General features: G+C 61.1%; 17 protein-coding genes and 1 pseudogene. 5 read left to right on the top strand and 13 right to left on the bottom strand.

Annotation, left to right across the window (positions count from 1 at the left end; translation table 11 throughout):
• Window positions 1-122: 122 nt before the first annotated feature.
• The 6 genes from R8L07_17520 to R8L07_17495 all read right to left on the bottom strand — a co-directional run bounded on the left by R8L07_17520 (window position 123) and on the right by R8L07_17495 (window position 7146).
• Window positions 123-1034, bottom strand: coding sequence for a hypothetical protein (locus tag R8L07_17520; GenBank protein ID MDW3207341.1), 912 nt, complete (start codon window positions 1032-1034; stop codon window positions 123-125).
• 1 nt (window position 1035) lies between these two features.
• The gene (locus R8L07_17515; protein ID MDW3207340.1) at window positions 1036-1578 is read right to left on the bottom strand and encodes a sigma-70 family RNA polymerase sigma factor; all 543 of its coding nucleotides are present in this window, start codon (window positions 1576-1578) and stop codon (window positions 1036-1038) included.
• A 175-nt stretch (window positions 1579-1753) separates the two neighbouring features.
• Complete coding sequence (gene mdoH / locus R8L07_17510) at window positions 1754-3841, bottom strand: glucans biosynthesis glucosyltransferase MdoH (GenBank protein ID MDW3207339.1); 2088 nt, start codon at window positions 3839-3841, stop codon at window positions 1754-1756.
• 42 nt (window positions 3842-3883) lie between these two features.
• Window positions 3884-4330, bottom strand: a complete 447-nt coding sequence (locus R8L07_17505; GenBank protein ID MDW3207338.1) for a hypothetical protein — start codon at window positions 4328-4330, stop codon at window positions 3884-3886.
• Between the two features lie 382 nt (window positions 4331-4712).
• Entirely contained in the window at window positions 4713-5909 is a 1197-nt protein-coding gene (locus R8L07_17500) for a sugar-transfer associated ATP-grasp domain-containing protein (GenBank protein ID MDW3207337.1), read from the bottom strand.
• A complete protein-coding gene (locus R8L07_17495; GenBank protein ID MDW3207336.1) occupies window positions 5899-7146 on the bottom strand; it encodes a hypothetical protein in 1248 nt (415 codons plus the stop codon). Before R8L07_17495 ends, R8L07_17500 begins: the two co-directional genes overlap by 11 nt.
• A 302-nt stretch (window positions 7147-7448) precedes the next feature.
• On the opposite strand from R8L07_17495, the pseudogene gmd reads away from it, so the two are divergent.
• The 5 genes and pseudogenes from gmd to R8L07_17470 all read left to right on the top strand — a co-directional run bounded on the left by gmd (window position 7449) and on the right by R8L07_17470 (window position 13481).
• Window positions 7449-8459: pseudogene (gmd, locus tag R8L07_17490) on the top strand (GDP-mannose 4,6-dehydratase).
• A 49-nt stretch (window positions 8460-8508) separates the two neighbouring features.
• A complete protein-coding gene (locus tag R8L07_17485; protein MDW3207335.1) occupies window positions 8509-9480 on the top strand; it encodes a GDP-L-fucose synthase in 972 nt (323 codons plus the stop codon).
• Entirely contained in the window at window positions 9467-11002 is a 1536-nt protein-coding gene (locus R8L07_17480) for a lipopolysaccharide biosynthesis protein (GenBank protein MDW3207334.1), read from the top strand. Before R8L07_17485 ends, R8L07_17480 begins: the two co-directional genes overlap by 14 nt.
• Window positions 10999-12234 (top strand): polysaccharide pyruvyl transferase family protein, encoded by a 1236-nt coding sequence (locus R8L07_17475; protein MDW3207333.1) that lies wholly within the window; start codon window positions 10999-11001, stop codon window positions 12232-12234. Before R8L07_17480 ends, R8L07_17475 begins: the two co-directional genes overlap by 4 nt.
• Window positions 12231-13481: a glycosyltransferase gene (locus R8L07_17470; protein MDW3207332.1), complete on the top strand. Its 1251-nt coding sequence runs from the start codon at window positions 12231-12233 to the stop codon at window positions 13479-13481. The genes R8L07_17475 and R8L07_17470 overlap by 4 nt, the downstream gene beginning before the upstream one ends.
• Before the next feature lie 6 nt (window positions 13482-13487).
• Here the strand turns inward: R8L07_17470 and R8L07_17465 are convergent, their stop codons facing one another.
• From R8L07_17465 to R8L07_17435, 7 genes are read right to left on the bottom strand one after another with little or no spacing between them, the layout of a single operon-like run.
• Window positions 13488-14732, bottom strand: a complete 1245-nt coding sequence (locus R8L07_17465; protein ID MDW3207331.1) for a glycosyl hydrolase family 28-related protein — start codon at window positions 14730-14732, stop codon at window positions 13488-13490.
• Window positions 14729-15997: a glycosyltransferase family 4 protein gene (locus R8L07_17460; protein ID MDW3207330.1), complete on the bottom strand. Its 1269-nt coding sequence runs from the start codon at window positions 15995-15997 to the stop codon at window positions 14729-14731. The genes R8L07_17465 and R8L07_17460 overlap by 4 nt, the downstream gene beginning before the upstream one ends.
• A complete protein-coding gene (locus R8L07_17455) occupies window positions 15994-17397 on the bottom strand; it encodes a hypothetical protein (GenBank protein MDW3207329.1) in 1404 nt (467 codons plus the stop codon). The genes R8L07_17460 and R8L07_17455 overlap by 4 nt, the downstream gene beginning before the upstream one ends.
• A complete protein-coding gene (locus tag R8L07_17450) occupies window positions 17397-18659 on the bottom strand; it encodes a glycosyltransferase (protein MDW3207328.1) in 1263 nt (420 codons plus the stop codon). Before R8L07_17450 ends, R8L07_17455 begins: the two co-directional genes overlap by 1 nt.
• Window positions 18649-20136, bottom strand: coding sequence for an undecaprenyl-phosphate glucose phosphotransferase (locus tag R8L07_17445; protein ID MDW3207327.1), 1488 nt, complete (start codon window positions 20134-20136; stop codon window positions 18649-18651). Before R8L07_17445 ends, R8L07_17450 begins: the two co-directional genes overlap by 11 nt.
• 39 nt (window positions 20137-20175) lie before the next feature.
• Window positions 20176-21486, bottom strand: a complete 1311-nt coding sequence (locus R8L07_17440) for a glycosyltransferase (GenBank protein ID MDW3207326.1) — start codon at window positions 21484-21486, stop codon at window positions 20176-20178.
• Window positions 21476-22714, bottom strand: coding sequence for a glycosyltransferase family 4 protein (locus R8L07_17435; GenBank protein ID MDW3207325.1), 1239 nt, complete (start codon window positions 22712-22714; stop codon window positions 21476-21478). Before R8L07_17435 ends, R8L07_17440 begins: the two co-directional genes overlap by 11 nt.

The following is a 22714-nucleotide window of genomic DNA, read 5'->3' as shown; positions in this document are numbered from 1 at the left end:
GGCCGCAGGGCACTCAACACCCGACGGTTCGGAGACTCTCCGTTGCGTCCTCGCTGGTTCGTGTTGAATTCGGCTCCGGAAGCGGGCTTATCGCCCTAGTGCTGATTCCGGCTCGCTTTCGCTCAGGCGTCGGACCGGGCCTCGACACTGCCTTCCTGATCCAAAGACGGCTCGTCCGGCGCGTTGGTTCCGTCCTGAGGGGAACTTTCAGTACTTTGGTCGAGCGAAATCCCCTTGGTCACCAAACGCGCCATGTTCAGGAGTTCATTGCGTTGGACCTCGCCGATCATGCTGAAGGAACGCCCATCCGCATGCCAGAACAGAAGCGCCAGCGGCCCCTCCTGCCGAACGGAGACCTGCTGCTTGTCGGCACTTTCCGTGCCGCTGTAGTAAAGTGACAGCCGACGTCCTCTCTTCCCTTCATAAAGCAGATGCACGGCATCCACCGGGTCGCCGGACACCATTCGGGTCTCCACGAGGTCGAAGCCGAATTTCGTAAAGTCCGGCACGATTTCCGGCATCGCATCGCCGGACACCTGTTCGGCCCGGTCCGACGACCTGGTGACAGGAACGGCCTCCGCTACGGCTTCCTGGGACTTGGTCTGCGACACCCGCTCCGGCGACCCAGGGCGCAACAGCGACTGGACCGCAGCCTGCTGCAGGCCCAAAGGCTCGGACCGGAACAGGCTTTCCTCATGGACGAAAACCGCCAGCGCAACCGCGGAAGCAGCGACCATCCCGAAAGGTACGATCCGCATCGCCGCTCCACGTTTCGGCTGATCGAGCTGTCGCTCGATGGCACGGCCGAGTTCCCAGGTAAGATCGTGTTTTGGCTCTCCGGCCCGTGTGGCGACCTCGCATTTGATTGCTTCGCGCACCGCGATCATGCGCAGCACATTTTCACGAAGGTCTCGGTCGTTTGCGATAATCCCTTCGACCCGCCTCTCAGTCTGGGGATCCAGCCGGCCGTCCGCGTAATCCTCCAGCAACTGGTCACTGACCAAGGGTATTGTATTGCCGGCCTGGTTTTTCATTTCACGCCTTCCTCACCATCGAAACGGAATCTGTCTCTACTGCGGCCGGCGGCATGCCGTACCGGGGCGGGTCGAGGGCATCACGCAGGGCAGCTCGCGCCCGATGGAGCCTCGAACGCACCGTGCCGATCGGGTTGCCGGTGACCTCGGCGACGTCTTCGTAGGTCATCCCCTCCAGGCAGGACAGCAGGATGACCTCGCGCTGCGATGCCGGCAGGGCATCCAAAGCCGAGGAGATTTCCGCGCATCTCAACCGGTCCTCCTGACTCGGGGGAACGCTCAAGTATTCGACACCGTCGGCGTCCGAATCCACTTCATGGCCACGCGTCTTTTCCTTGCGGCACTGATCGATATGAACATTGCGCAGCGTCCTGAACAGATAGGCACGCAGGTTCGTCACCGTGTTGTTGCCCTTCAGATGCGCCAGCACCCGGCGCAAGCATTCCTGGACAAGGTCCTCGGCATCGACCGGATTGCCGGTCAACCCGGTAGCAAATCGGTGAAGGCTTCGAATATGGGCCTGCAGATCTTCCTGCCGATTCACGATGTTTCTCCCATGAAATGAAACTGCCGGAAACGGGACCTCCCGCGTCCGGGGCTGACCTGGCCAGCCTGGTACTGGGGGAAACTTGGCAATGTCGGGGAGACATTTCTGGGGCAAGGCCGTGACCTTGTTTGTCACAGCCCTGCCCCAGGCCTGTTGCGCGGATTTCCGGGGGTCAGGCTTGTTTCACGCGTACCGCGCGTTCGGCCTGCAGGCGTCTTAAGGCTACCGGATTGGACAGGATGGAACGTTGTTCCTCGCCATTCAGCGAGCGGCCGTCGTCATGCACCTTGGCCAGGATGCCCCCCTCGACACTTTGGCAAGCGTCATCCCCCGGCTCGGTTGCCAGCATGTAGAGGTGCAGTGAGGCCAGTTTCGGATCGTCGAGGATTCGGTCAACCGGATCGCCGGATTGCAGTCGACCCTCGTAGTTCCGCCGCAGGTCATTGGTCCGTGCCATGACAGGCGGCAAGACAGTCTGGTCCGTCGGAAGCAGGAGCGCCCGCCTGTCCCTGGGGACCCGACCGGTCCAAACGGCCAGAGGAATAGAGATCATTAAACCGGCCAGGATCGGAGACAGCCAAAGGTGCACACCCGTCGGCCAAATCACGCCGGAAACGGCAATGCCCGCTGCCAGAACCGTCTGAAAGGAGAAAGCCCGCGTCGCCTCCCCCCAGGACAGTCGGTCCTCATCGCGTTGCTGCGGATTCCAGTTGACGCCTCGGCCGAGCAGCAGACGAAAGATGAACGCACTGTGCCGCAACATGACGGTAGGTGCGATCAAGACTGAAAGTACCGTTTCCGTAAGGAAGTTGCCGACCAGGCGCGGCGCGGACTCCCGTCGTCGCATCAAGGCGGCACCGATCCCCAACAGCTTCGGAGACAGGATGAAGGTCAGTGTCGCGCCGAGCAATCCGACAACCAGCAGACTTTCCGTAGAACTGGCCCGTACAGACCAGGTTTCCCCGACATCACGCATCAGAACCGTTGCCGGGGAGAAAAGTGAATGGTCCAGAAAGGAGATCACCGCCGCGACGATGACGAACAGAAGCCAGATCGGGCTGGTCGCATAGGCCAGAATGCCGGTCAGGAAGTTGATCCGCGAAGCTGGGTGCATGCCACGGGCTGCCAGGAGCCAGGCATGCTGAAGGTTTCCCTGGCACCAACGCTGATCCCGCGCGATGTGCTGTACGATGTTCGGCGGCATTTCCTCATAGCTGCCGTCGATATCAGGGGCCAGCAGGACCTTCCAGCCGCGTCTCACCAGGAAAGCCGCCTCGACGAAATCATGGCTAAGAATTTCTCCACCCATCGGGCCCCGGCCCGGTAGCCGCGGTAGTCCACAGCTGTCCATGAAGGCCCGGACGCGGATGATCGAGTTATGCCCCCAGTAGTTGCCATGCGGATTGATCAGCGTGGCCATTCCGAAGGCGAGAATACGCCCGTAAACGCGGGACGCGAATTGATGCAATCGGGAAAACAGGGTCCGACCATTGGTTATCTGCGGCCAGGTCTGGATCAGGCCACATTGCGGGTCGGCCTCCATGCGGCGCACCAGTTCCGTGACACATCCGCCGGTCATGACGCTGTCAGCATCTAGCACGATCATGTACTTGTAGGCGTGCCCCCAGTTCTCGAGAAAATCTTTGATGTTTCCGCTTTTTCTCTCGGTTGGGTTTGAACGGCGGCGGTAGAATACCCGGTTCCGAAATGACGGATTGGAGATCAACTCCAACCACGCCATTTCCTCACGTACCGCGATGTCCGGATCCCGGGTATCGCTTAGAATGTAGAAATGAAACTTGGCGAGGGCACCGGAAGCGGCGATCGATTCGAGCGTCGCCTGAATGCCGGCCAGCACCCGTGCCGGATCCTCATTGTAGACGGGCATGACAAGCGCCGTTACCGGCCAGTCAACGAGGTCTGGTGCCGTGTTTTCGCCGGATCCCGCTTCGGCACGTCGCCCCCATGCGTCGCCTGCCATACGGCCGATGCCGAACACCATCATCCAGAAATTGCTGGCGATCCAGGTAAACAGCAGGGCAAACAGCGTGACCAGAGCTGCCGCGGCGATATAGGCCGCCACGCTATCCGGACGAAGCAGCGACACCACGATACCGATCCCGCCCGTGGCGCAAAGGGCGACCAGGCACAGATAGGTCCGGCGCAGCCAGATTGTGGCACGGTTCGGAAGCACCCAGTTCGCGGGGTCCGGGTCATGCGGTACAGCCGCCAAACGGCGGGCCTCATCGCTGGAAGTCATGCCACGCTCCTTTCCCGATCGCAGAACACTGGGTATCCGAAGTCAGCCTCCAGCCACGCGGGGAGTGTCCGCCGGCGCCGAGACACCGGGCGGCAGACGAAAAGAGACCTCCTGGACCGGCATCGGAACACGCCTTTCGATTGTCGGAATTCGTACCAGATCATCATCCGCCTCCAACCGGCTGCGCGGTCCGACCGAACCGAGCAGCAGGCGCATCTGGCTGTCCGTCGAAGGATTGATAGAAAACATCAAACGACGCCGCGCGGTATCCGGGTCGGTCGTGTCACTGCCCGGTTTCGCGCCCAGACGATCACACAGCACACGCTCGACGCTCGCCAGCATGCGAACGGCCAGCACGCGCTCGTCCTGTGAACGTTGGTCGGTGTCGATCCGATCCGCGGCGGCCCGTACCAGTTGCTTACGCACATAGGGGATGGTCACGCCGACTGTCTTCAGATACCGGTCCGCCGCACGATGTGCTCGGGTCATTGCGTCCCGCGTTCTCGGACGATAGCGGGGTTCCGAATTCATTGAGGTCGTTATCGACAATTCGTCCTCCACCTTCGAAGTGGGTGAATGGGTTCCGCAAGCAGTTGAGTTTGCGGGCTTTCCCCAATAGACGGTTGCCGTAACGAATGGTTCCAGATGACGCTGCAAGTCCTGGAATGGCGCGTCTTTCAAACAAATCGGACGCCTTCCCGAAGGAAGGCGTCCAGTTTTGGAGGGGGTGCCAAGTAGGCACTGGACTTGGGGATACAGTCCATCGGACAGAGACACGCTGGCGATAGGGAGGAGGGAGAGAGGGGCTGCCTAGCGCATCCTGTCGACCATATAACGCGCGACACCGAACAAAGGTTCCATCCGTGCAGAATTATTTTCCACTTTTCTGAATGACACCCTGCCGAATGAAGAAATCTCTGATCTCCGGGGTTGTCAGCAACGGTGCATGGACCTGAAAGAGGTTTACGCCGGAGTAGCTGTTTCCTTCGATGAGGACCGGCCCCTGCTCGGACAAGGCAACATCCCATCCGACATAGGGGGCGGAGGGAACCAAACCCGCCGCCTGTAAAGCGAGTTCCTTGACCGCCGACCATTGCGGGACGTCCTGGCCGGATATTTCCACTCCGGTATCCGGGTGAACCGTCAACCAATCGAGGCGATCGGAACGCGCCGGAAAGCGAACAGCCGACCCCAGCCTCCCCTGGTCGAGCTCGACCGCGGCACAGAGACCGCCGCGTATCCAGTTGTCCGTTGGTCGGGAGACGTCCGTTCCCAGTCGGAGCACCGCACGGGCGACGAATGGCCTGCCGTCACGATCCGTCATCGTCAGGACGCGAATGGTATTCAGGCTGTGCGGATAGATCTGTGACAGAGCATTGTGCTGGCGAACGCGGTCATAGACCAGCACAGTCCCGTCACGGGTCACACGTTCCAGAAACTCGCCAATATCCACCGGATAACCATTCAGATAGATCGCATCCCCGTCACCGACCTGAACCAAGTGGACGCCTTTGCCACCACCGCCCCTGGCAGGCTTCAGAACCAGCGCCCCCTGGCGATAGAGAAGTTGAGTCAAATCCCGGGGTTCATCGTCGGGTCTGAACGGATCGACCCTTGTCCCGTGCAGAACACCGTGTAGAGCCGGGCGCGGAATTCCGCCCTGATCCATCAGACGTTCGAATACCAGTTTGTCGTCGAGCACGACGCCGTAATCCCGGTTGATGCGCCGAACCGACACGGAACGATCAAGATCGCTGAGATAGTCAGCCCAATCGTTTCGCGACAAATCGTAGAGCACGAAGGATTCGCTCAAGAATCCGCGGCGCCACAATTTCGGCTTACGCCACCAGGCAACCTTCACGGTGGACGACAATTCCCGCTCGACCGGAAGCAGGGCAAATTCAAGCCCGCGCAGCCGCCAGACAATCCTGCGGATCATCCAGCGCGCGACACGGTACAATCCGGGCAGTTCTTTGAAGGCATCCCATCGGTCTGCCGAATTCGCATCGGTTTCGATAGGATCTGCGGTTCGCGATGGCTGACGGGTTGCAAGCGTGTCAGTCGGCACCGGATTCCTGCCTTTGCTCCACTGTCTTCATCGCTACACTCCGGTTTGGGCGAAGCGAAGCAGGTTGCCGCCCACCGGGGCGTCGAAGGGCCCGAAAGCCGGATGCAACCGCGCGCTCCACCGAAAACCGGCGGCCCAGGATAACTTCCAGAACATTGACCATTTCCCGATTGCCAAACTCCTGCGCCGCCTCCAGCAGAGCCTCGTAGTGATGAAGCAGATGGGGCGGCACATCGAGCCGGTGAAGCTTGGCCAACGCATGATGATCAGGAAAGGTCGTCGCCAGATGCAGCGCGCCGCAAAGCTTCAGCGCGATCATTGTCCGAATGCACTTTTCACACCGGCAGCAGTTCAATTCGTCGGTGTTGCTATGGCAAACACGCAGGTTCTCGACGGCAACCGCATGTTCGGCAATTTCGAACACCTTTCGAACCCGGTCCAGTTCGCACCCATCATGAACGATGTTGAGATGCGCCCCGGACCACTGCGGATCCAGAACCGGGGATGACCCCCAGGGTTTGAACTGCTGAACCGTATGGGTTGCCGGCACGATCAGGGTGCCGATTGTGCCCGCAGCCGCATGGGCGACGGCGGCCAGTGCGGCGCCATGGAGCGCCTGGCCCCAGAAATCGCCGTCGAACTTCGCCCCCCAATGCCGATGGCGGGGATCAGCAATCATACGCAAATTTGTTTCGCAGGTAATCAGACCAAGCCCGAGAGCATCGGCGACGCGGCGCGCATGATCCAGTGCCTGCTCCCAGAGATTTCCGTTCTCAAGGTCAATGTCAAAACCGCGCACAAGCAGCAGATGCGTGATGCTCTCGCGGTTCTTGATCAGCGAATACCAGGAATCGACGCCTCCTGAAAAACAGCAGGCCACGCCCCTTCCCGGCAGCAACGCGTTTCCCCCTTGGTCCCCCAACCGTGCTTTGTCGGAGCCGGTGATCGGCACCTGAGTCAAATAGTCGAACCATTCGGACTGAATTTCCTGCCCCCGGGCCACTCCGTCCGTCAGCCCCGGGTCCAACCGGCCCTCGTGCCGGACGGCTTCCCCCTCAAGCATCGAGGTCTGCAAGCACGCCAGGACGAAGGGGGTGGCTGCGGACCGGATCGGGATATCCAGTCCGGTGAACCGGAAAAACAACATCATGGGTTCGCTTGTGGAATCCGGCTGGATATGGGCGGAAATCTCCGACCAATCGCCGGTATCCAACGTGGTGATATTGGAGATCTGCACGGCTGTCTTGCTCCATCATCAGGGCCTCGGGTTTGTTGGTGGTCTGAAATGTAGATGCACGGCAGGGGCATTACGCGTGACCAAGCTGTGACCTCCAGATTTCCGCGCGGATCATGGCAGAACGGTCCGAAAGTGATCGGCGCCACGTCCCGGAACGCCCCCCCGACCACACGAAGTCCCCAGGGGTCACAGTTTGGTCACTGGAGAACGGGCCCGGCTTTCCCTTGATTAGGTCCAGCCCAAGACGCGGTGAGCATGCATTCCTCACCTCGCTCAAAGAGCACCACTGTGGAGAACGGAGAATGGCAAGCAAACGCGCCCTGATCACCGGGGTGACCGGTCAGGACGGTACCTATCTGTCGGAACTGCTGCTGGAGAAGGGATACGAGGTCCACGGCGTGAAGCGCCGGTCCTCGTCATTCAATACCGGTCGCGTCGATCATCTCTATGCCGACCCTCATCAACAGGGCGCCCGGTTTCATATGCATTATGGCGACCTGACGGATCCAACGAACCTGATCCGACTGGTGCAACAGGTTCAGCCTGACGAAATCTACAATCTCGGCGCTCAGAGCCATGTTCAGGTCAGTTTCGAAACTCCGGAATACACCGGTAATGTCGACGCGCTGGGGACGCTGCGCCTGCTCGAAGCAATCCGGATCCTCGAGATGACCGACCGGGTGCGCTTCTATCAGGCCTCAACGTCGGAACTCTACGGCAATGCCCCCGCGCCGCAGTCGGAGGAAACACCCTTTCAGCCGCGCAGTCCCTATGCCGCAGCGAAACTCTATTCCTACTGGATCACCGTCAACTATCGGGAATCCTATGGAATTCACGGGTCGAACGGGATTCTGTTCAATCACGAAAGCCCGATCCGCGGCGAGACGTTCGTTACCCGCAAGATCACGCGGGCGGTTGCCGCCATCGATGCTGGACTCCAGGACAGGCTATATCTCGGCAACTTGGATGCACGCCGGGATTGGGGCCATGCCAGAGATTACGTCCGCGGCATGTGGGACATTCTGCAACAGGACACGCCGGACGATTATGTCCTGGCCACGGGCGAAACGCATTCTGTGCGCGAATTCGTCGAACTGGCCTTCGCCCGGATCGGACATGAGATCGAGTGGCGTGGCTCAGGGGTTGAAGAGAAGGGGTTCTCTCGTGAGACCGGCAAACTGCTGATCGAGGTCTCCCCGAAATACTTTCGACCCGCCGAAGTCGATCTGCTCCTCGGTAACCCCGCCAAGGCGATGAACACGCTCGGCTGGCGGCATGAGACCACTTTTCCGCAACTTGTCGCGGAAATGGTCGATGCCGACCGCGCCGCCCTTCACGATAACAATGCAGCGAGTCACAACAATGATCGGAACACAGACGAGACTGGCCGGGAAAAGGATCTGGGTGGCCGGTCACCGTGGCATGGTCGGAGCAGCGCTGTCGCGTCGCCTGCGCGATGAAGATTGCGAAATTCTGACCACGTCGCGCGAAACAGTCGACCTGCGCGATCAGGTCGCCACGCAGGACTGGGTTGCGGATGCCAAGCCCGATCTGGTCTTCTGCGCGGCGGCCAGGGTCGGCGGCATTCACGCGAACAACGAAATGCCGGCGGACTTCCTGTGCGACAACCTTCGCATTCAGCTCAACGTTATCGATGCCAGCCACAGGGCAGGCGTCGAAAAGCTGCTTTTCCTTGGATCGTCCTGCATCTATCCGCGACTGGCGGAACAGCCGATCCGAGAATCCGCCCTGCTGACCGGCTCGCTGGAACCGACGAACCAATGGTATGCGGTCGCCAAGATCGCCGGAATTCTGCAATGTCAGGCCTATCGACGGCAGCATGGCAGCAACTTCATTTCGGCGATGCCGACCAATCTCTACGGTCCCGGCGACAACTACCACCCGCTGAACAGCCATGTGGTCGCCGCCCTGATCCGAAAGGCGCATGAAGCCAAAATTCGAGGCGAGGACAGCATGGTGCTATGGGGCACGGGCGCACCGCGCCGGGAGTTCCTGTTCGTCGACGATTGCGCGGACGCGCTGATCTTCCTGATGAAACATTACGATGGGGAAAGCCCGGTTAATGTTGGCGTCGGCGAGGACATCACCATCGCCGAACTGGCGCAGCGGGTTGCGCAGACCGTTGGCTTCACGGGTCAATTCAAGCTGGATCGGTCAAAGCCGGACGGCACACCGCGAAAGCTTCTGGATGTCAGCCGATTGAACGCGCTGGGGTGGCATGCCTCGACATCGCTGGAGACGGGCCTGAAGATCGCATACCGCGATTTCTGCGACCGAATTCCGGACATGGCGAAATCCCATGGCGCCCGATAACGATCGAAACGGCCCGGAACGCCCGGGGCCGCTCAGCGTCAGGCACCTGAAGCGCGACCTGGCAAGCCGGTCGATTTCCGGCGGCGTCGTCACCTTGATCGCGCAGGGGATCAAGGTGGCCGTTCAAGTCGTGTCGATCGTACTTCTGGCCCGGCTGCTGTCGCCGGACGAGTTTGGCCTGTTCGCCATCGTTCTGGCCTTCCTGACCATCCTGGAACTGTTCAAGGACATGGGCTTGTCCGGGGCCACGGTTCAGCGCGCCGAGGTCACCCACCGGCAACTCAGCACCTTGTTCTGGCTCAACGCCGCACTCGGTGTTTCGGTGGCCGCATTGTTCGCCTGCATCGCCCCCGGATTGGCCTGGTTCTATGACGAACCCGTGTTGAGGGATGTCGCCGCGGCGGCCGCCCTGACCATGATCTTCACCGGGTTCAGCGCCCAGCATCTGGCATTGCTGCGCCGTCAGATGCGATTCAAGGCCCTGTCCGTCGTGCAGACCGGTTCGGAGATCGTGGCCCTGGGGGTCGCCGTCACGGCGGCAGCATCGGATCTTGGGATTTGGGCCCTGGTGTTTCAGCGCCTGACCTGGGGCTTCGCGACGCTGGCCGGGTCTTGGCTTACCAGCGGCTGGCGGCCCGGACGGCCCGGCCGTCTGTCCGAAATCGGCGATCAGATCCGGTTCGGCACGAATGCCACCGGTGCCATGCTTCTGGGACGTTTCGCCAGTAGTGCCGACAAGATGGCGATCGGCTGGCTATGGGGCGTCGGGCCTCTCGGTCTGTTCGAACGGTCCCAGAAACTGACAATGATGCCGGTCGTGAACATTTGCACGCCCCTTGCCTCGGTCGCTCTACCGATGTTGAGCCGCCTTGTTGACGAGCCGGATCGCTACCGTACCGCATACCAGGCGGTGGCCCAGCGCATCTGCATGCTGACCGCGCCGGTCTCGGCCCTGGTCTTCATGTCGGCGGATACGGTGACTGCAGCGGTCCTGGGCGAACAATGGTCCCGCGCCGCCCCTATTCTGTCCTGGTTGGGCCTGTCCCTGATGTACGCCCCACTGACCTACACCTTGAGTTGGCTGTATATGAGCCAGGACCGGACGCCGGAGATGCTGCGCGCCAATATGGCCAATGTCGGTCTGAATCTGATTGCCCTGGCAATCTCCCTGCCGCTCGGGCCGGTTTTCATCGCCATGGCATATGCCCTTGGTGGCATCTTCGCACGAGCGCCCTTTTTATTGTGGTACGTCGGTCGCAAGGGTCCGGTCGGCTTCGCAACATTCCTTCGGATTCTGGCTCTACCTGTCGCCGCGGCCGCCCTGAGCGCCGGCCTGATTCATTTCCTGGGCAGCGACGCGATGCTGACGGAGCCCGGTGCCGTACATGCCCTGCTCCACGATGCCGGAATTTCCGTCGTCGGCGCCCTCCTTGTCTATCTGATCGCCCCGGGCGGGCGCCGAATGCTGATCGAAACCCTGACTTTTCGTAAGCGTATGATGCAGATGAGGGTCAATCCTTGAAGATCACGGTTACCAACACCGCACTCCTGAATGCGGGCGACGCGGCCATCATGGTCGGTACTGAGGCCATCCTGCGCGATGCCTTCGGCGAACATGTCAGCCTTGGCGTCCGTGACCAACAGGCCCGCGACAGTGCGGCCGCCTACAGGCCGGATCGGGTCGAGGCAACGCTCTACCACGCCTTGGAGTCTCTGCCGCCAGAAACCAAGCGCCCGGGCCTTGTTCGGTTGCTCGCCGCAGCCGCGCTCTGGCGCACCCCACTGGCAGGCCTGATGCGACGCGCACTGCCCCCTCAGATCCGGTCCGTGCTGGATGCCTATGCCGAAAGTGACCTCATTGTATCCGCCGGCGGAACCTATCTGGTTCCCCACTACCGCATCCGTCCCAAACTTCTCGAACTGCTGGTCGCGCGCCTTCTGCGCCGGCCCTATGTCCTGTTCACGCAGAGTTTGGGGCCCTTTCCGCACGACCGCACCTTGCTGCGGATCATATTCAGCGGCGCCAGTGCGATCCTTGTGCGCGACTCGCGCTCGGTCGAGCATCTACTCGATCTTGGAGTGCGCAGCGACAAGATCGCGATCTGCGCCGACGCGGCCTTCGCACTCGCCGGACGACCCACACCTGTGCCGTCCCCCCGCAACAAGTTGCGGATCGGCATTTCCGTGCGCGACTGGCCTCACGGTGGAGAGGAGTCGGCCGCGGAGATGCGTGCCTACATCTCGGCAGTCGCCAAGCTGGTGCGCCACTTGACCGACGGTTCAGGGGCTGAGGTCACCTTTGTATCGACCTGCCAGGGCGCAGGATCTTACTGGACCGACGATTCTGCCGTTGCGGACCAGGTCCTGGCCGAGGCAGGCCCCGGCTATCATGATCGCGCGCGGGTCGACCGCTCCTTCCGGACGCCGCAGCAACTGATGGATCATTTGTCCCAATACGACATGTTTGTATCGACCCGAATGCACGGGGCGATCCTTGCCCTCTGCGCCGGCGTCCCGGTTCTGCCGATCGCCTATGAATTCAAAACGAACGAGTTGTTCAGGAGGCTGGGCATGGAAGAAATTGTCCAGGATTTGGCGACGATATCCGGGACCGCGTTGTGCCGGACCTGCAAGACGATCCTGGACAACCGCGGGACCTATCGGGACCGAATCCGAGCGATCCTTCCGGACCTGCGGGAAAGCGCCTATGCCGCCGGACAGACCACCGCCATCGCGATGGAGCGCAACAGATGATCCCAAGGCTAAAAATCGCCGTCTTCACGACCGAGTTCCCGGCCCTCAGCGAGACTTTCGTGCTCAATCAGGTTACCGGGCTTCTGGATCGGGGGCATGACGTCACTGTCTATTCGAACGGTCCACGCGACGATGGAATGGTGCATCCGGACTTTCAGCGCTACGCCCTGACCTCCCGGTCACACCACCCCCGCATGCCGCGCAACAAGGCGCTGCGCCTCGCCAGGGCCCCTTGGCGCATTCTACGGCTTGCCTGCCGCAGTCCACGCCATCTGGGTACCGCCATGAATGCCGCGCGCTATGGTCGGGAGGCGACGTCTGGGCGGCTTCTTTACTGGGGGGCCATGATCGGTCGTCCGAAGCGGTTCGACGCCATCCTGGCTCATTTCGGGCCGGTCGGAGAATTCGCCGACACGTTACGGCAGGCGGGCATGATTGCCGGACCGCTGGCAACCGTCATGCATGGGGTGGATGTCAGCGCCTATCCCGATTCAAATTCGAATGCCTATCGTGACCTGTTCCGCCGCGGAGAATGCTTCCTGCCGATATCGGAGCATTGGCGGCGCAAACTGGCCAGGCTCGGCTGCCCGGAGAAACGGATGGAGATCCACCATATGGGCGTCGACACCGCGCGTTACACCTTTCGTCCGCGCGATCGCGATCCGGAACGCCCTTTGAAACTGCTGATCGCCGGCCGTTTGGTGGAGAAGAAAGGTGTCGACGATGCCCTGCACGCGTTTTCCGGGCTGGTTCAATCAGGACACGCGGCAAAACTGACCATTATCGGAGACGGCCCGCTGCGCGAGGCGCTGGAACGGACCCGGGATGCACTTGGCCTCGCGGACCGCGTCGATTTTCTCGGCTGGCGCGATCAGAACTTCATTGCCGGCGCCATGCGGAAGGCGGATATCCTGCTCGCCCCCAGTGTCACGACGGAGAGCGGCGACCAGGAAGGAATCCCCGTGACAATCATGGAGGCCATGGCCTGCGGTATGATCGTCGTATCCACCTGGCACAGCGGGATCCCGGAACTTGTCGAGCACGGCCGGACCGGCCTGCTGGTACAGGAACGCGACCGCAACGCCCTCACCGGCTCCCTTGTCGAACTCGCCCGTGACACAAGCGGGCGATGGAGAAAACTCAGTCAGGCGGCACGGCTCAAGGTTGAAGCCGATTTCGACATTGCGTCGCTGAATCTGGAGCTCGAGCGCAAGCTGAGGCGACTGGCGATCACGGAACCTGCCTGACCCGCGTTACGCCCCGACCACGCTTCCATCCTTGTCGCTTTCAGGGCGTCCCCGGACAATTCGGAGCTGACCATCGGCATCGACCCAAAGATGATAGTCGCCCAGTGACAGTTGGTTCGAACTGTCCCAGCCCCCCCCGACGGAAACACCGCTTCGGCCAATCTTGTTCCGGGCAATGCCCCTGCCTTGCCTGACCCTGCCGTGACAGCCGATCAGCGTTGCGGCGCCCCGCCCGTCCCCGTCGATATCCGCGAGCCCAGCGTCATCGGCGTCGCCGGAACCGGCCCCCTGGCAGCCGACCATGGTCAATTCGTTGGTAATGTATCCGCGAAGCAGGCCCTTCTGCCTGTAGATCGAGTATGCGGTGCAGCCCACCAGCGTTCCTGCAACGAACAACCGAATTCCGTAATCCCCCTCATCAAAAGAAGCAGCGTTCTGATGGTTGTTTTCGAAGCCGCAATGCGAAAGAAGCGTAATGCCGTGATCGGCTGACAATCCATGGATCCCATTGAGCAGGAAGTAGCAGCCGTAGCAGCTTACATCGGTCGCCCCCTGCTTCAGCAGGAGCCCGACACTTGCATTTCCACCGAAGACACAGCCGAAGCAATGTACCGCTGAAAAAACCGTGTCTTCGGCACCATGCGCGAAATAGGCACCGTGCCGCCCGTTGTCGCGAAAGTAGCAGTTCGAGATCTGGCCCTCGAAAATGTTGCCAACCAATTCCAGGCCTGAACCGCCACACCCCTCGATTACACAGTCTCGCAAACTGAAATTGTAGAAGTAGGCGCCACGTTTCTGACAAGAGACACGCAGTCCGGCCCCTTCTTTGCCATTTCCTTCGAACGAGACCCCTTCGATCCGGATGAACCGCAACGTTGCCTTAACATCCAGGGACATGATCGGCGCGTCGCGTTCCACTTCGGAAACCAGAACCGCCCCTTCGCCGACAATCCCAGCCGGATGGGTAATATTGCCATCCGGCCGGTCGGCCGTTTCGACATGGAGCGGCGCGGTCACGCGGTAGCGCCCAGCCGGAATACGGATCAGCCCTGCATCCTGTCCGTCGAACGCTGCATCCAGAAGCTTCTGGAGCGCCAGCGTATCGTCCGCGACCCCGTCGCCAACGAGGCCGAATTCCGTGCTGTCGTGGGCCCGAGCCGGACCAGCAGCCATCGATTGATGGGCCACCGCGAATGCTGTTGCCCCTGCCGCCGCGCCGGACAGCAGGGATCGTCGGGCGATAGGCGTCATTTGGACCTCCTGAGAATGTTTTCGTATAGCGCCCGATAGCGCGCGGCGATGACGGCAATGTCGTAATGCACCACCGCTCTGTGGCGCGCTGCCGACGACAGGGCGCCTCGATCTCGTTCAGGATCCAGGCACCAGTCCATTCCGGCCGCCAGATCGCTCTCGTCGAATGCCGTGGCGAGATAACCGGTTTCCCGATGCGTGATGATTTCCCCTGGACCGCCGCTGTCATATGCCACCACGGGTGTGCCGCAGGCCATGGCCTCGACATGAACCTTGCCGAACGCCTCCTGCAAAGATGGGGCGACCACCAAATCTGCCGCCGCGTAGGCCGTTCGCAGCCGGTCATTGTCCTGAATTGTACCCAGGAACCGAACCGGCACGTCCAGCCGCGGCAGTTTTTCGGGCTGGACATCACCGGCGATCAGCAATTCAGGCGGCTCAGGGTCGGTCGCGCTGCGTAGCTGGCGTAATGCGGTTATCAGATGGCCGAACCCCTTTCGTTCGTCGCTCAAGGCATTCAGGGCGCTGAACAAGATGAAGCGGCCATTCTCAGGCAAGTCCATTTCCTGGCGGGCCACTCTTTTGTCGATCGGCCTGAACCGGGTCGTATCGATGCCGTTCGGAATGACCTTGATCCGCTCCTCAGGGAAAAGGCCATCGCTCAGAACACGGCTTTTCCGGGCGCAATCCGCCAGCCATCCACTGATCGGTACGAGCCATAGATTTGATTGCTGCAGCGCACTGGTCTTGCGGCGGGCAAGCGAGCGACTGATGTCGTCCGGATCCTCGGACCTCAACTGCGGACATTGGCCACATCCGGCGGAATACCGCGTGCAGCCGGACGTGTAATGGCAGCCCCCGGTAAAGGGCCACATGTCCCGCATTGTCCAGACGACCGGGACCTCGATGTCCTGGATCGCCTCAATTGGAAGAAACCCGCCCCCGGTCCATTGGAGGTGGACGATATCCGGCTGAAGCCTGGCGATGACGCTTTTCAGGCGGCGCGGCTGCCACCCCGTCGTCCAAAAGGATTCGCTGGTCTTTCGGTAGCGCCGCAGCGGCAATTGATCCAATCGGCCGCGGATCCGTTCTGTCACGGGGGCCAGCGCCCCATCCAACTGAACGACCCTTTCGCTGTCGGAATACTGCCGGCCCACCAGCATGAGAGAGTCGACACCGATCTCCTGAAGTTTCTGATGCAGGAAGTAGGCGCCGCGCGCCGCCCCGCCGCGCGTATCGGACGTGCCGAGATGAAGAACCCTCATCGCGACATCCCTCCCGGGTGCGAGGGCCGATGCCCCGGCGACGGGAGCGCGAAATGGGGCTCTGCGGGCAGGACAAGCCGGCGCGGCACCTGACCCGGAAGACGGCGACGCTTCTCATGCAGAACGGATATCAAGGCGGCGAGCACGAGTACCGCCCAGGTGCGCGGCGTGACGAACCCGCCGGCTGCTTGACCGAATACGATCCAGACGCCCCAGCAGAAGGCCAGACTTGGAACGCCCAGATGTCGCAGCAGGCAACTCATGGCAATGACAAAGGCCAGCCCGCCGAACAGTCCCATGAAGATCCACAGGGACCAGAAGTAATTGGTCAGGGACTGCGACGCGCCGTCGAATTGCACGTCATAGGCCAAATGGTCCGTGGTTGCGTAGAGTTGGACAATCCGTTCCTCCAGCACTTCCCAACCGGTCAGACCAACACCGGCGATCGGAAACTGGATCAGGACATCCCGTGCGATCAGCGACGGTGCCAGAATTCGGGCAAAGAAACTGGGATCGCGTCCGGAAATAATGCCCTCAATACGCGGTTCCAGGACTTCCCAGCCGATCAGGACGCCAAACCCCACCAACAGGCAGGTCGCAACGGCTGCGACGGCTGCGCGGCTGAGGTCAAGGCGCGCGTGCCCCGCATTCATGCGCCGACGGGAGGCCAGAAAGATTTCGTAGATCGGGATCAGCGCAAGGCCCAGAAGGATCGTCGGCCCCCGGATCAGGAAATATCCCATCGCCAGCAGAGCGACGTAGCAGACGATCTTGCCGGCTTGCCGGGACAGAACGTACCAGCAGAACGCAAATAGCGTGTAACCAAAGGCAATGAAGGACGGTTCGGAGGTGAAGAATTTCGGCCGAACGCGACCATAGAGCGCCAGATCGCGCTGGTCCGCGGAATAGACACCGGCATCGAACACAAACCCTCGGAATGCGTCACTGACGGCCTTCATAGCTGGAACGAAGGTTTCCAGGGCACTGCCTGTCAGGATCGTCATTGTGAGGACAAGGAACACCGCCGCGAAGCTACGTCGCGTGTAGCGCCGCGCCGCCAGGAAGAATCCGAATGCCACCATCAGCGAATAGGTTAACTGCACGAAGCCCTTGAACTTTTCGCCGATCAGGGTGACTTCCGCGGAAAACAGGACTGAGAAAAACGCGGCCGCCAAGGCGCATCCTGCGGTCAAGGCATGGTTCGATCGAACGGCTGCGACATGGCGCGCCAACAGCAGCAGACCGGCCAATCCTGCCAGCACCGCCGGCAGGGGGATTCCGCCGGGAAGCGGCAGAGCAATCCCGAGATAGATCCCGATCAGAAACAGCAGGCATAGCGCGATGTCCGCCATGTCCACAGATGCGGTCGAACGCGTTTCAGGGAGCGTGACGTACGACATCAGGCGGCAATTGCCCGAACCAGCGCGGCGCCGCGATCCTCCCAGTCGAATTCGCTTTGGCACGCCTCGAAGGCGCGGTTCTGATAGGTATTGAGACGGTCGGTATCGCCCATGGCGCTGACCACGCCATCGGTCAGTTCCTCGAAACTTCCGAACTCCATTGCAGACCGCCCTGACATCAAGGGGGATCCGCTGAGGCTGCCGGCCATCGCGAAGATCGGCACCCGGTGGAAGACATAGTCCAAGAGCTTCAGCTTGAATCCGCCGCCGGTTCTTTCCGGTACGACAGCAACACGTGCACCCTCCAGATACGGGGTGACATCGTCAACCTCACCGATCACGTTCACGCAGCGACTGTTCCGTCCCAGTTCGGACAGGAAATCGCGGTCGCCGCGCCCGACGAGCGTCAACTGGATACCGGCATCCGCGAACTTCCGATCAGCGGCGTCCAGAAAGGCCTTCAGGTTCATCTTCTTCGCGACCCATTCGAAACTACCGACAATGACGGCATTGCGCGGCGTCGACCGGGTGATATTCCGACGGTCGACACGATGGCCGCCATATCCCGGTGTCAGCACCAGAATGTTCCGTTTCGGATGGTCCTGCTGGTACCGTTCAGCGTCATCCTTCGTAATGGCGGTCACAATGTCGGACGCCTCAACCACCCGCCTCTCGAGTTGACGGGTTTTTTCGGCATCGCGACTCAGCGCAATCCAGATTGCGGGATTGCCGGAATAAGACCTGGCTACGGCCCGTCGGGTCGAAGCCTCATGATTGTGCGAGACGTAGATGATCTTCGGCGCACGACCGGAAACCTGTCTTCCCCGGACCATTTTAAGGACAATCGGCAGAGCCCATCCGGCTGAAATTCCGTCCAGCACGATGGCATCCCAGTTGCGACCGGCCAGCATGATGGTCAGGGCCTTGTCCATTTCACGCCCGCCGGCGCGATAGGCCATGCTTGGCAAACTGGAGAAAACACTGCGCCAGCGGGCTCTTCTGCCGCGATCCACCGTATGCCAGGTGATGTTGCCGGGCGGCGCAGATCCCCAGCCTTCCGCACCCTCGTCGGACAGACACAGGACATGGACAGAGGCTCCAGCCCGGGCAACAGCATCGATCAGTCGCCCGGAATACATCCTCTGCCCGTCCCGTTCCGGAAAGGGCGTCACCCAAGTAATCCAGAGCACGCGTTTCAGATTGGACTGCGTCACATGGGTCATCGTGCCGGTGTCCGTCACGACTTCGTTTTCAGAAAGCATTCTCTGATTTGAACCCCGTAAAGGCTGTCACGAAGATGATCTTGAGATCGAGCCACAGCGACCAGCTTTCGATGTAGCGGATATCATGCTCAACCCGCTTCCGGATCTGCCGCTCCGTTTCCGTTGGCCCGCGCCAGCCGTTGACCTGCGCCAGACCGGTAATGCCCGGCTTCACCCGGTGACGGGCATCATAGCCCGGCACCGCATCACGATAGAGCTTGCCCGCCGCCTTGGCCGAAAGTGCGTGAGGGCGCGGGCCGACGATGGACATGTCGCCACGAAGCACGTTCAGAAACTGCGGCAACTCGTCCAGGCTCCATCGACGCAGGAACGCGCCGACCCGGGTGACGCGTGGATCGTCCCGCTGGGTGAGCTGGTTGCCGTCGGCATCCGTGCGGTCGACGAACATGGTCCGAAACTTCAGGACATCGATCAGTTGATTGTTGTATCCCGTCCGCCGCTGTTTGAAGAAAACCGGCCCCGGGCTGTCCAACTTGATGGCGATCGCGATCGCCAGAAGGACCGGTGAAATGCACAACGTGATCAGTGCACCAATGGCCCGGTCTTCAAAGTCCTTCACGATACGCCGCCAACCGGCAAGCGGCCGCCGGCCGACCTCCATAAGCGGCACACCGCCGGTTTCAGCCACCTCATACCCGGTATCCAGCATTGCGTGACCGCCGGGACACAGACGGACATCGACCGGCGCCTCCTTGAGGCGCGCCCGAAGCGCCGCAACTCGATCCGGCTCATCTTCCGGAACCGCAATGATGACCGCGTTCACGGGCTGCGCACGAAGGTCGGCCAGAAGGTCGTCGCAATCGCCCCTCACCGCCCCCAGTGTCGTACTGCCGGAGGTACGATCTCCATAAAGCCCGACTATCTGGGCCGCCCCTTCTTCGGATCGGGCCAGGCGCGCATACAGACGTCGGACATGAAGCGGATCGCCGATAATCGCGACCCTTTCACCAAGACGACCCTCCAGAGCCCAGCGGGTCGCCAGCGCCGAGAAAATCAGACGCGTACCGGACAGGGTTGCCAGAACGGAGGCCGCCCAGAGCGCAAGCCAGGGTGTCCATGCGAATCCAACCGATCCGCTAGCGACACCGACAGCAAATACGGATAGGGCGACCGCCCCCCAAACCAGCGCCACACGCGGCACTGTCGTGCCGGCCCGCATGACCTTCTGAGGATCGTATGAACCTGTGTGACCGTTCAGAAAGACGGTCAAAACGGCAGCAAGAACCACCAGTGGCAGTTGGATCGAAAATCCGTCAAGTGACCCGTTCCAGCTCGTCATCCCGAATGCCAGAGGCGCCAGCGTCAGGACAAATCCAAAATCCGTCAGCGCAAGGCTGCGGACGATCTGTACTCGGGAAATCGGGTCCTGTGCGAACTTCACCCGCCCGGCAGTTCCGCGGTCGAGACGACCCGCGACAGCAGTGCCGGCCGTCGCATTGTGAGGACGGTCATACATCGCAATCTCCTCTGAACTGTCGTGTCGTTTCAGGCCGTATCATTTCACACGGTGGACGCCCGATCGTGTGACCAACCGGGGACCCGCTGTGACCATTTTTTTCTGTCCGATTGCAAACGCGTCCAGGCTTGCGAGTTCCCCCTCGAGACGCGAGCGGAATAACGCTGCCTGAAGCACCTGGTTCCCGAAGCGGTTGGCGTCCCGACCCTTCAGGAATTCGTCGAAGCGGGCGGCGCCGGCGGCGCCAAGCAGGCGATCTTTTGCCGCCAGTTCCAGCGCCTGTGCCAGCTTTGAAGGATCGGATGTATCCGTCGCGAGACCCAGGCCGAAATCCCTGACGAACTGTCCCAACAGCCCGAATTCCTGGCAGATTACGGGCTTTCGATATTGCGCAGCGCGAATGAGAACACCGCTGGATCCGACAAAGGTCTGATAGGGCGCCAGGACGACATCCGTCTGTGTCAGAAGTGCCGACAGGTCTTCATCTGATATCCAGGCGTCCTCGACACGGATATGCGTTTCTGGGCGCCCCCACTCCAGTTCCCGAAGGTGGCGATAGAATCGTTCCTGAATATGCGGATCGACGCGACCGGCGATCGTGACCTCGATCGACCTCAACAGACTTATCGGCACCTGTTTCAAGGCTTCGATAAGTTGCACAGCCCCCTTCCGTTCCGTGATCTCACCGAACAGCAGAAATCGGGTTCTGTCCTCCAAAGGACCGCAGAATGTCTCGGCCGTCGCAAGACGCTCCGGCGCCGGATCATCGACGGAAACGACTTTGCCTCCGCCTGGCATCGTCTTTTGTGCATGATCGGGAAAATAGGGATCCAACGACATCAGCGAAGTCAGACCCGGATTTCGCAATGCGCGCAGGACGAGATCCCGTTTGAACTTCTGCTTCAAGCGCCCTTTCACAGTCTCCCCATGGCCTTCAAACTCGTCGTAATGCGCGGTTGGCCGAAACAGAATGCCTGATACCGGGGCCGCGCGGGGCATTCTGCAATCAGCTGCCAGAGGCGCCAGGACGTGATCAATTCCCAGAAAGAACACGCTGTCCGCCGCTAACCGGGTCAACCGTCGTCGCGCCACCAGCCATTTGGCAAACCCTTGCTGAACGGCCGATCCGGAAGTGCACCAAAGCTGTTCCATCGGGGTCAGGGGGACGACATCTGCGCCCCCTGTCAGCGTCGCTGGCAGCGCTTCGGCCAGGTCTCGGGCGACCAGCAGGACGAGACGGTTCCGAACCCCCTGCCGGCCCGCGGCCGAGAGGATATGACGAATCCATTCGCGGGCGTGGCCGCGCGGATCGGATTCGAAGATGATGGCGCGTCTTGGATCAGTTTGCATCGAGCCGCGCCCCCACTTCCGTGTCCAGCAGCCCCATGAAGTCATCCAGCACCCGATTGCGGTCGTGGTTATGAACGACGTAGTTCCTGCCGTTTTCCCCAAGTCGGGTTCTTGCCTTGCGATCCCGCGCCAGGCCGTCGACCGTCTCGATCAGTGCTTCGACGTCACCGGATGGCACACAGATGAAGGCGCGGGAACGATCACTCATCTGCCACAACAGGCTTGCTTCAGGAGCGGCCGCGACAAAGGGCCGTCCCGCCGCCATTATCGTGTAAACCTTTGACGGGACGGCAAAGTCAGCAATGTCCGGATGCTGGGAAACAATGTGGATATCTGCCTGCCCCAGACTGTCCGCCAACTCCTCCGGCGACACCAGGGATCCGAAACTGACATTCCCGAGGCCGAGTTCCCGCACCTTCTGTTCCAGTGCCAGGCGCTCGCCACCCTGACCGCGCAGAACGATGCGTATACCGTTACGCTTCCGCTGCAATCCGGCCGCCATTTCGATAATCTGAGAAAGGTGCTGTTTGCGACCGAAATTGCCGCTGTACATCAGCGTGATCTCATTTGAGGGCGGGACGGGTTTCGGCAGGACCTTTTGCGTGTCGATCCAGATCGGCAGGATTTCAATGCGCGATCTCACGCCGATCGCACGCAGTTGCGCCTGCATCTGTTCGGACAACACCAGCACAATGTCGGCCCGGTTCAGCGCAAATGCTTCCAGCTGCTGCAGCCATCGAAGCAGTCTGCCATCGCCCAGGAAACTGAGCCCCGCCGCCAATCCGGACTGTATATCGTGCACCAGCGCTACATGAGAGGCCCGCCGGCCGGCCGCCACCCACCCCAGCAGGACGGTGAAGATCGACGGACAGAGAGAGACGACCACCGTCCGGTTGCGACGCCGCAGAGACATCAGCGCCCGCAATCCGCGCAGCAGGAACATGCACTCCGCAATCAGCCGTGCCTTTGCGCCACGCCCGGTCGCCAGCGTCGGCTTCAATCGATGGATCGTGACGCCGTTGCGGATCTCAAAGTCCTTCTGCCCATGCCGGTAGTTGGTCGGGACGTGACCTTCCGGATAGTTCGGCCGGTTGGTCACCACATCGACCGTCATGCCATGGGCGACCATATGCTCGGCCATGTCGGTCAGGTACGGGCCGGACCCGATCAGTTCCGGATGATAGTTCTGCGACAGAACCAACGCATTCGTGTGTCGAATATTGGACAT

The organism is Alphaproteobacteria bacterium, from assembly GCA_033344895.1.
Taxonomy (GTDB): domain Bacteria; phylum Pseudomonadota; class Alphaproteobacteria; order UBA8366; family Aestuariispiraceae; genus Pacificispira.
The sequence above is the reverse complement of the archived record's forward strand: the minus strand, read 5'-3'. Positions and strand labels throughout refer to the sequence as shown.

Coding starts and splice junctions, on each gene's coding strand:
- R8L07_17520 (MDW3207341.1), bottom strand. CDS start 1,034: ATGAAAAACCAGGCCGGCAATACAATACCCTTGGTCAGTGACCAGTTG.
- mdoH (MDW3207339.1), bottom strand. CDS start 3,841: ATGACTTCCAGCGATGAGGCCCGCCGTTTGGCGGCTGTACCGCATGAC.
- R8L07_17505 (MDW3207338.1), bottom strand. CDS start 4,330: ATGACCCGAGCACATCGTGCGGCGGACCGGTATCTGAAGACAGTCGGC.
- R8L07_17485 (MDW3207335.1), top strand. CDS start 8,509: ATGATCGGAACACAGACGAGACTGGCCGGGAAAAGGATCTGGGTGGCC.
- R8L07_17480 (MDW3207334.1), top strand. CDS start 9,467: ATGGCGCCCGATAACGATCGAAACGGCCCGGAACGCCCGGGGCCGCTC.
- R8L07_17470 (MDW3207332.1), top strand. CDS start 12,231: ATGATCCCAAGGCTAAAAATCGCCGTCTTCACGACCGAGTTCCCGGCC.
- R8L07_17465 (MDW3207331.1), bottom strand. CDS start 14,732: ATGACGCCTATCGCCCGACGATCCCTGCTGTCCGGCGCGGCGGCAGGG.
- R8L07_17460 (MDW3207330.1), bottom strand. CDS start 15,997: ATGAGGGTTCTTCATCTCGGCACGTCCGATACGCGCGGCGGGGCGGCG.
- R8L07_17455 (MDW3207329.1), bottom strand. CDS start 17,397: ATGTCGTACGTCACGCTCCCTGAAACGCGTTCGACCGCATCTGTGGAC.
- R8L07_17450 (MDW3207328.1), bottom strand. CDS start 18,659: ATGCTTTCTGAAAACGAAGTCGTGACGGACACCGGCACGATGACCCAT.
- R8L07_17445 (MDW3207327.1), bottom strand. CDS start 20,136: ATGTATGACCGTCCTCACAATGCGACGGCCGGCACTGCTGTCGCGGGT.
- R8L07_17440 (MDW3207326.1), bottom strand. CDS start 21,486: ATGCAAACTGATCCAAGACGCGCCATCATCTTCGAATCCGATCCGCGC.
- R8L07_17435 (MDW3207325.1), bottom strand. CDS start 22,714: ATGTCCAATATTCGACACACGAATGCGTTGGTTCTGTCGCAGAACTAT.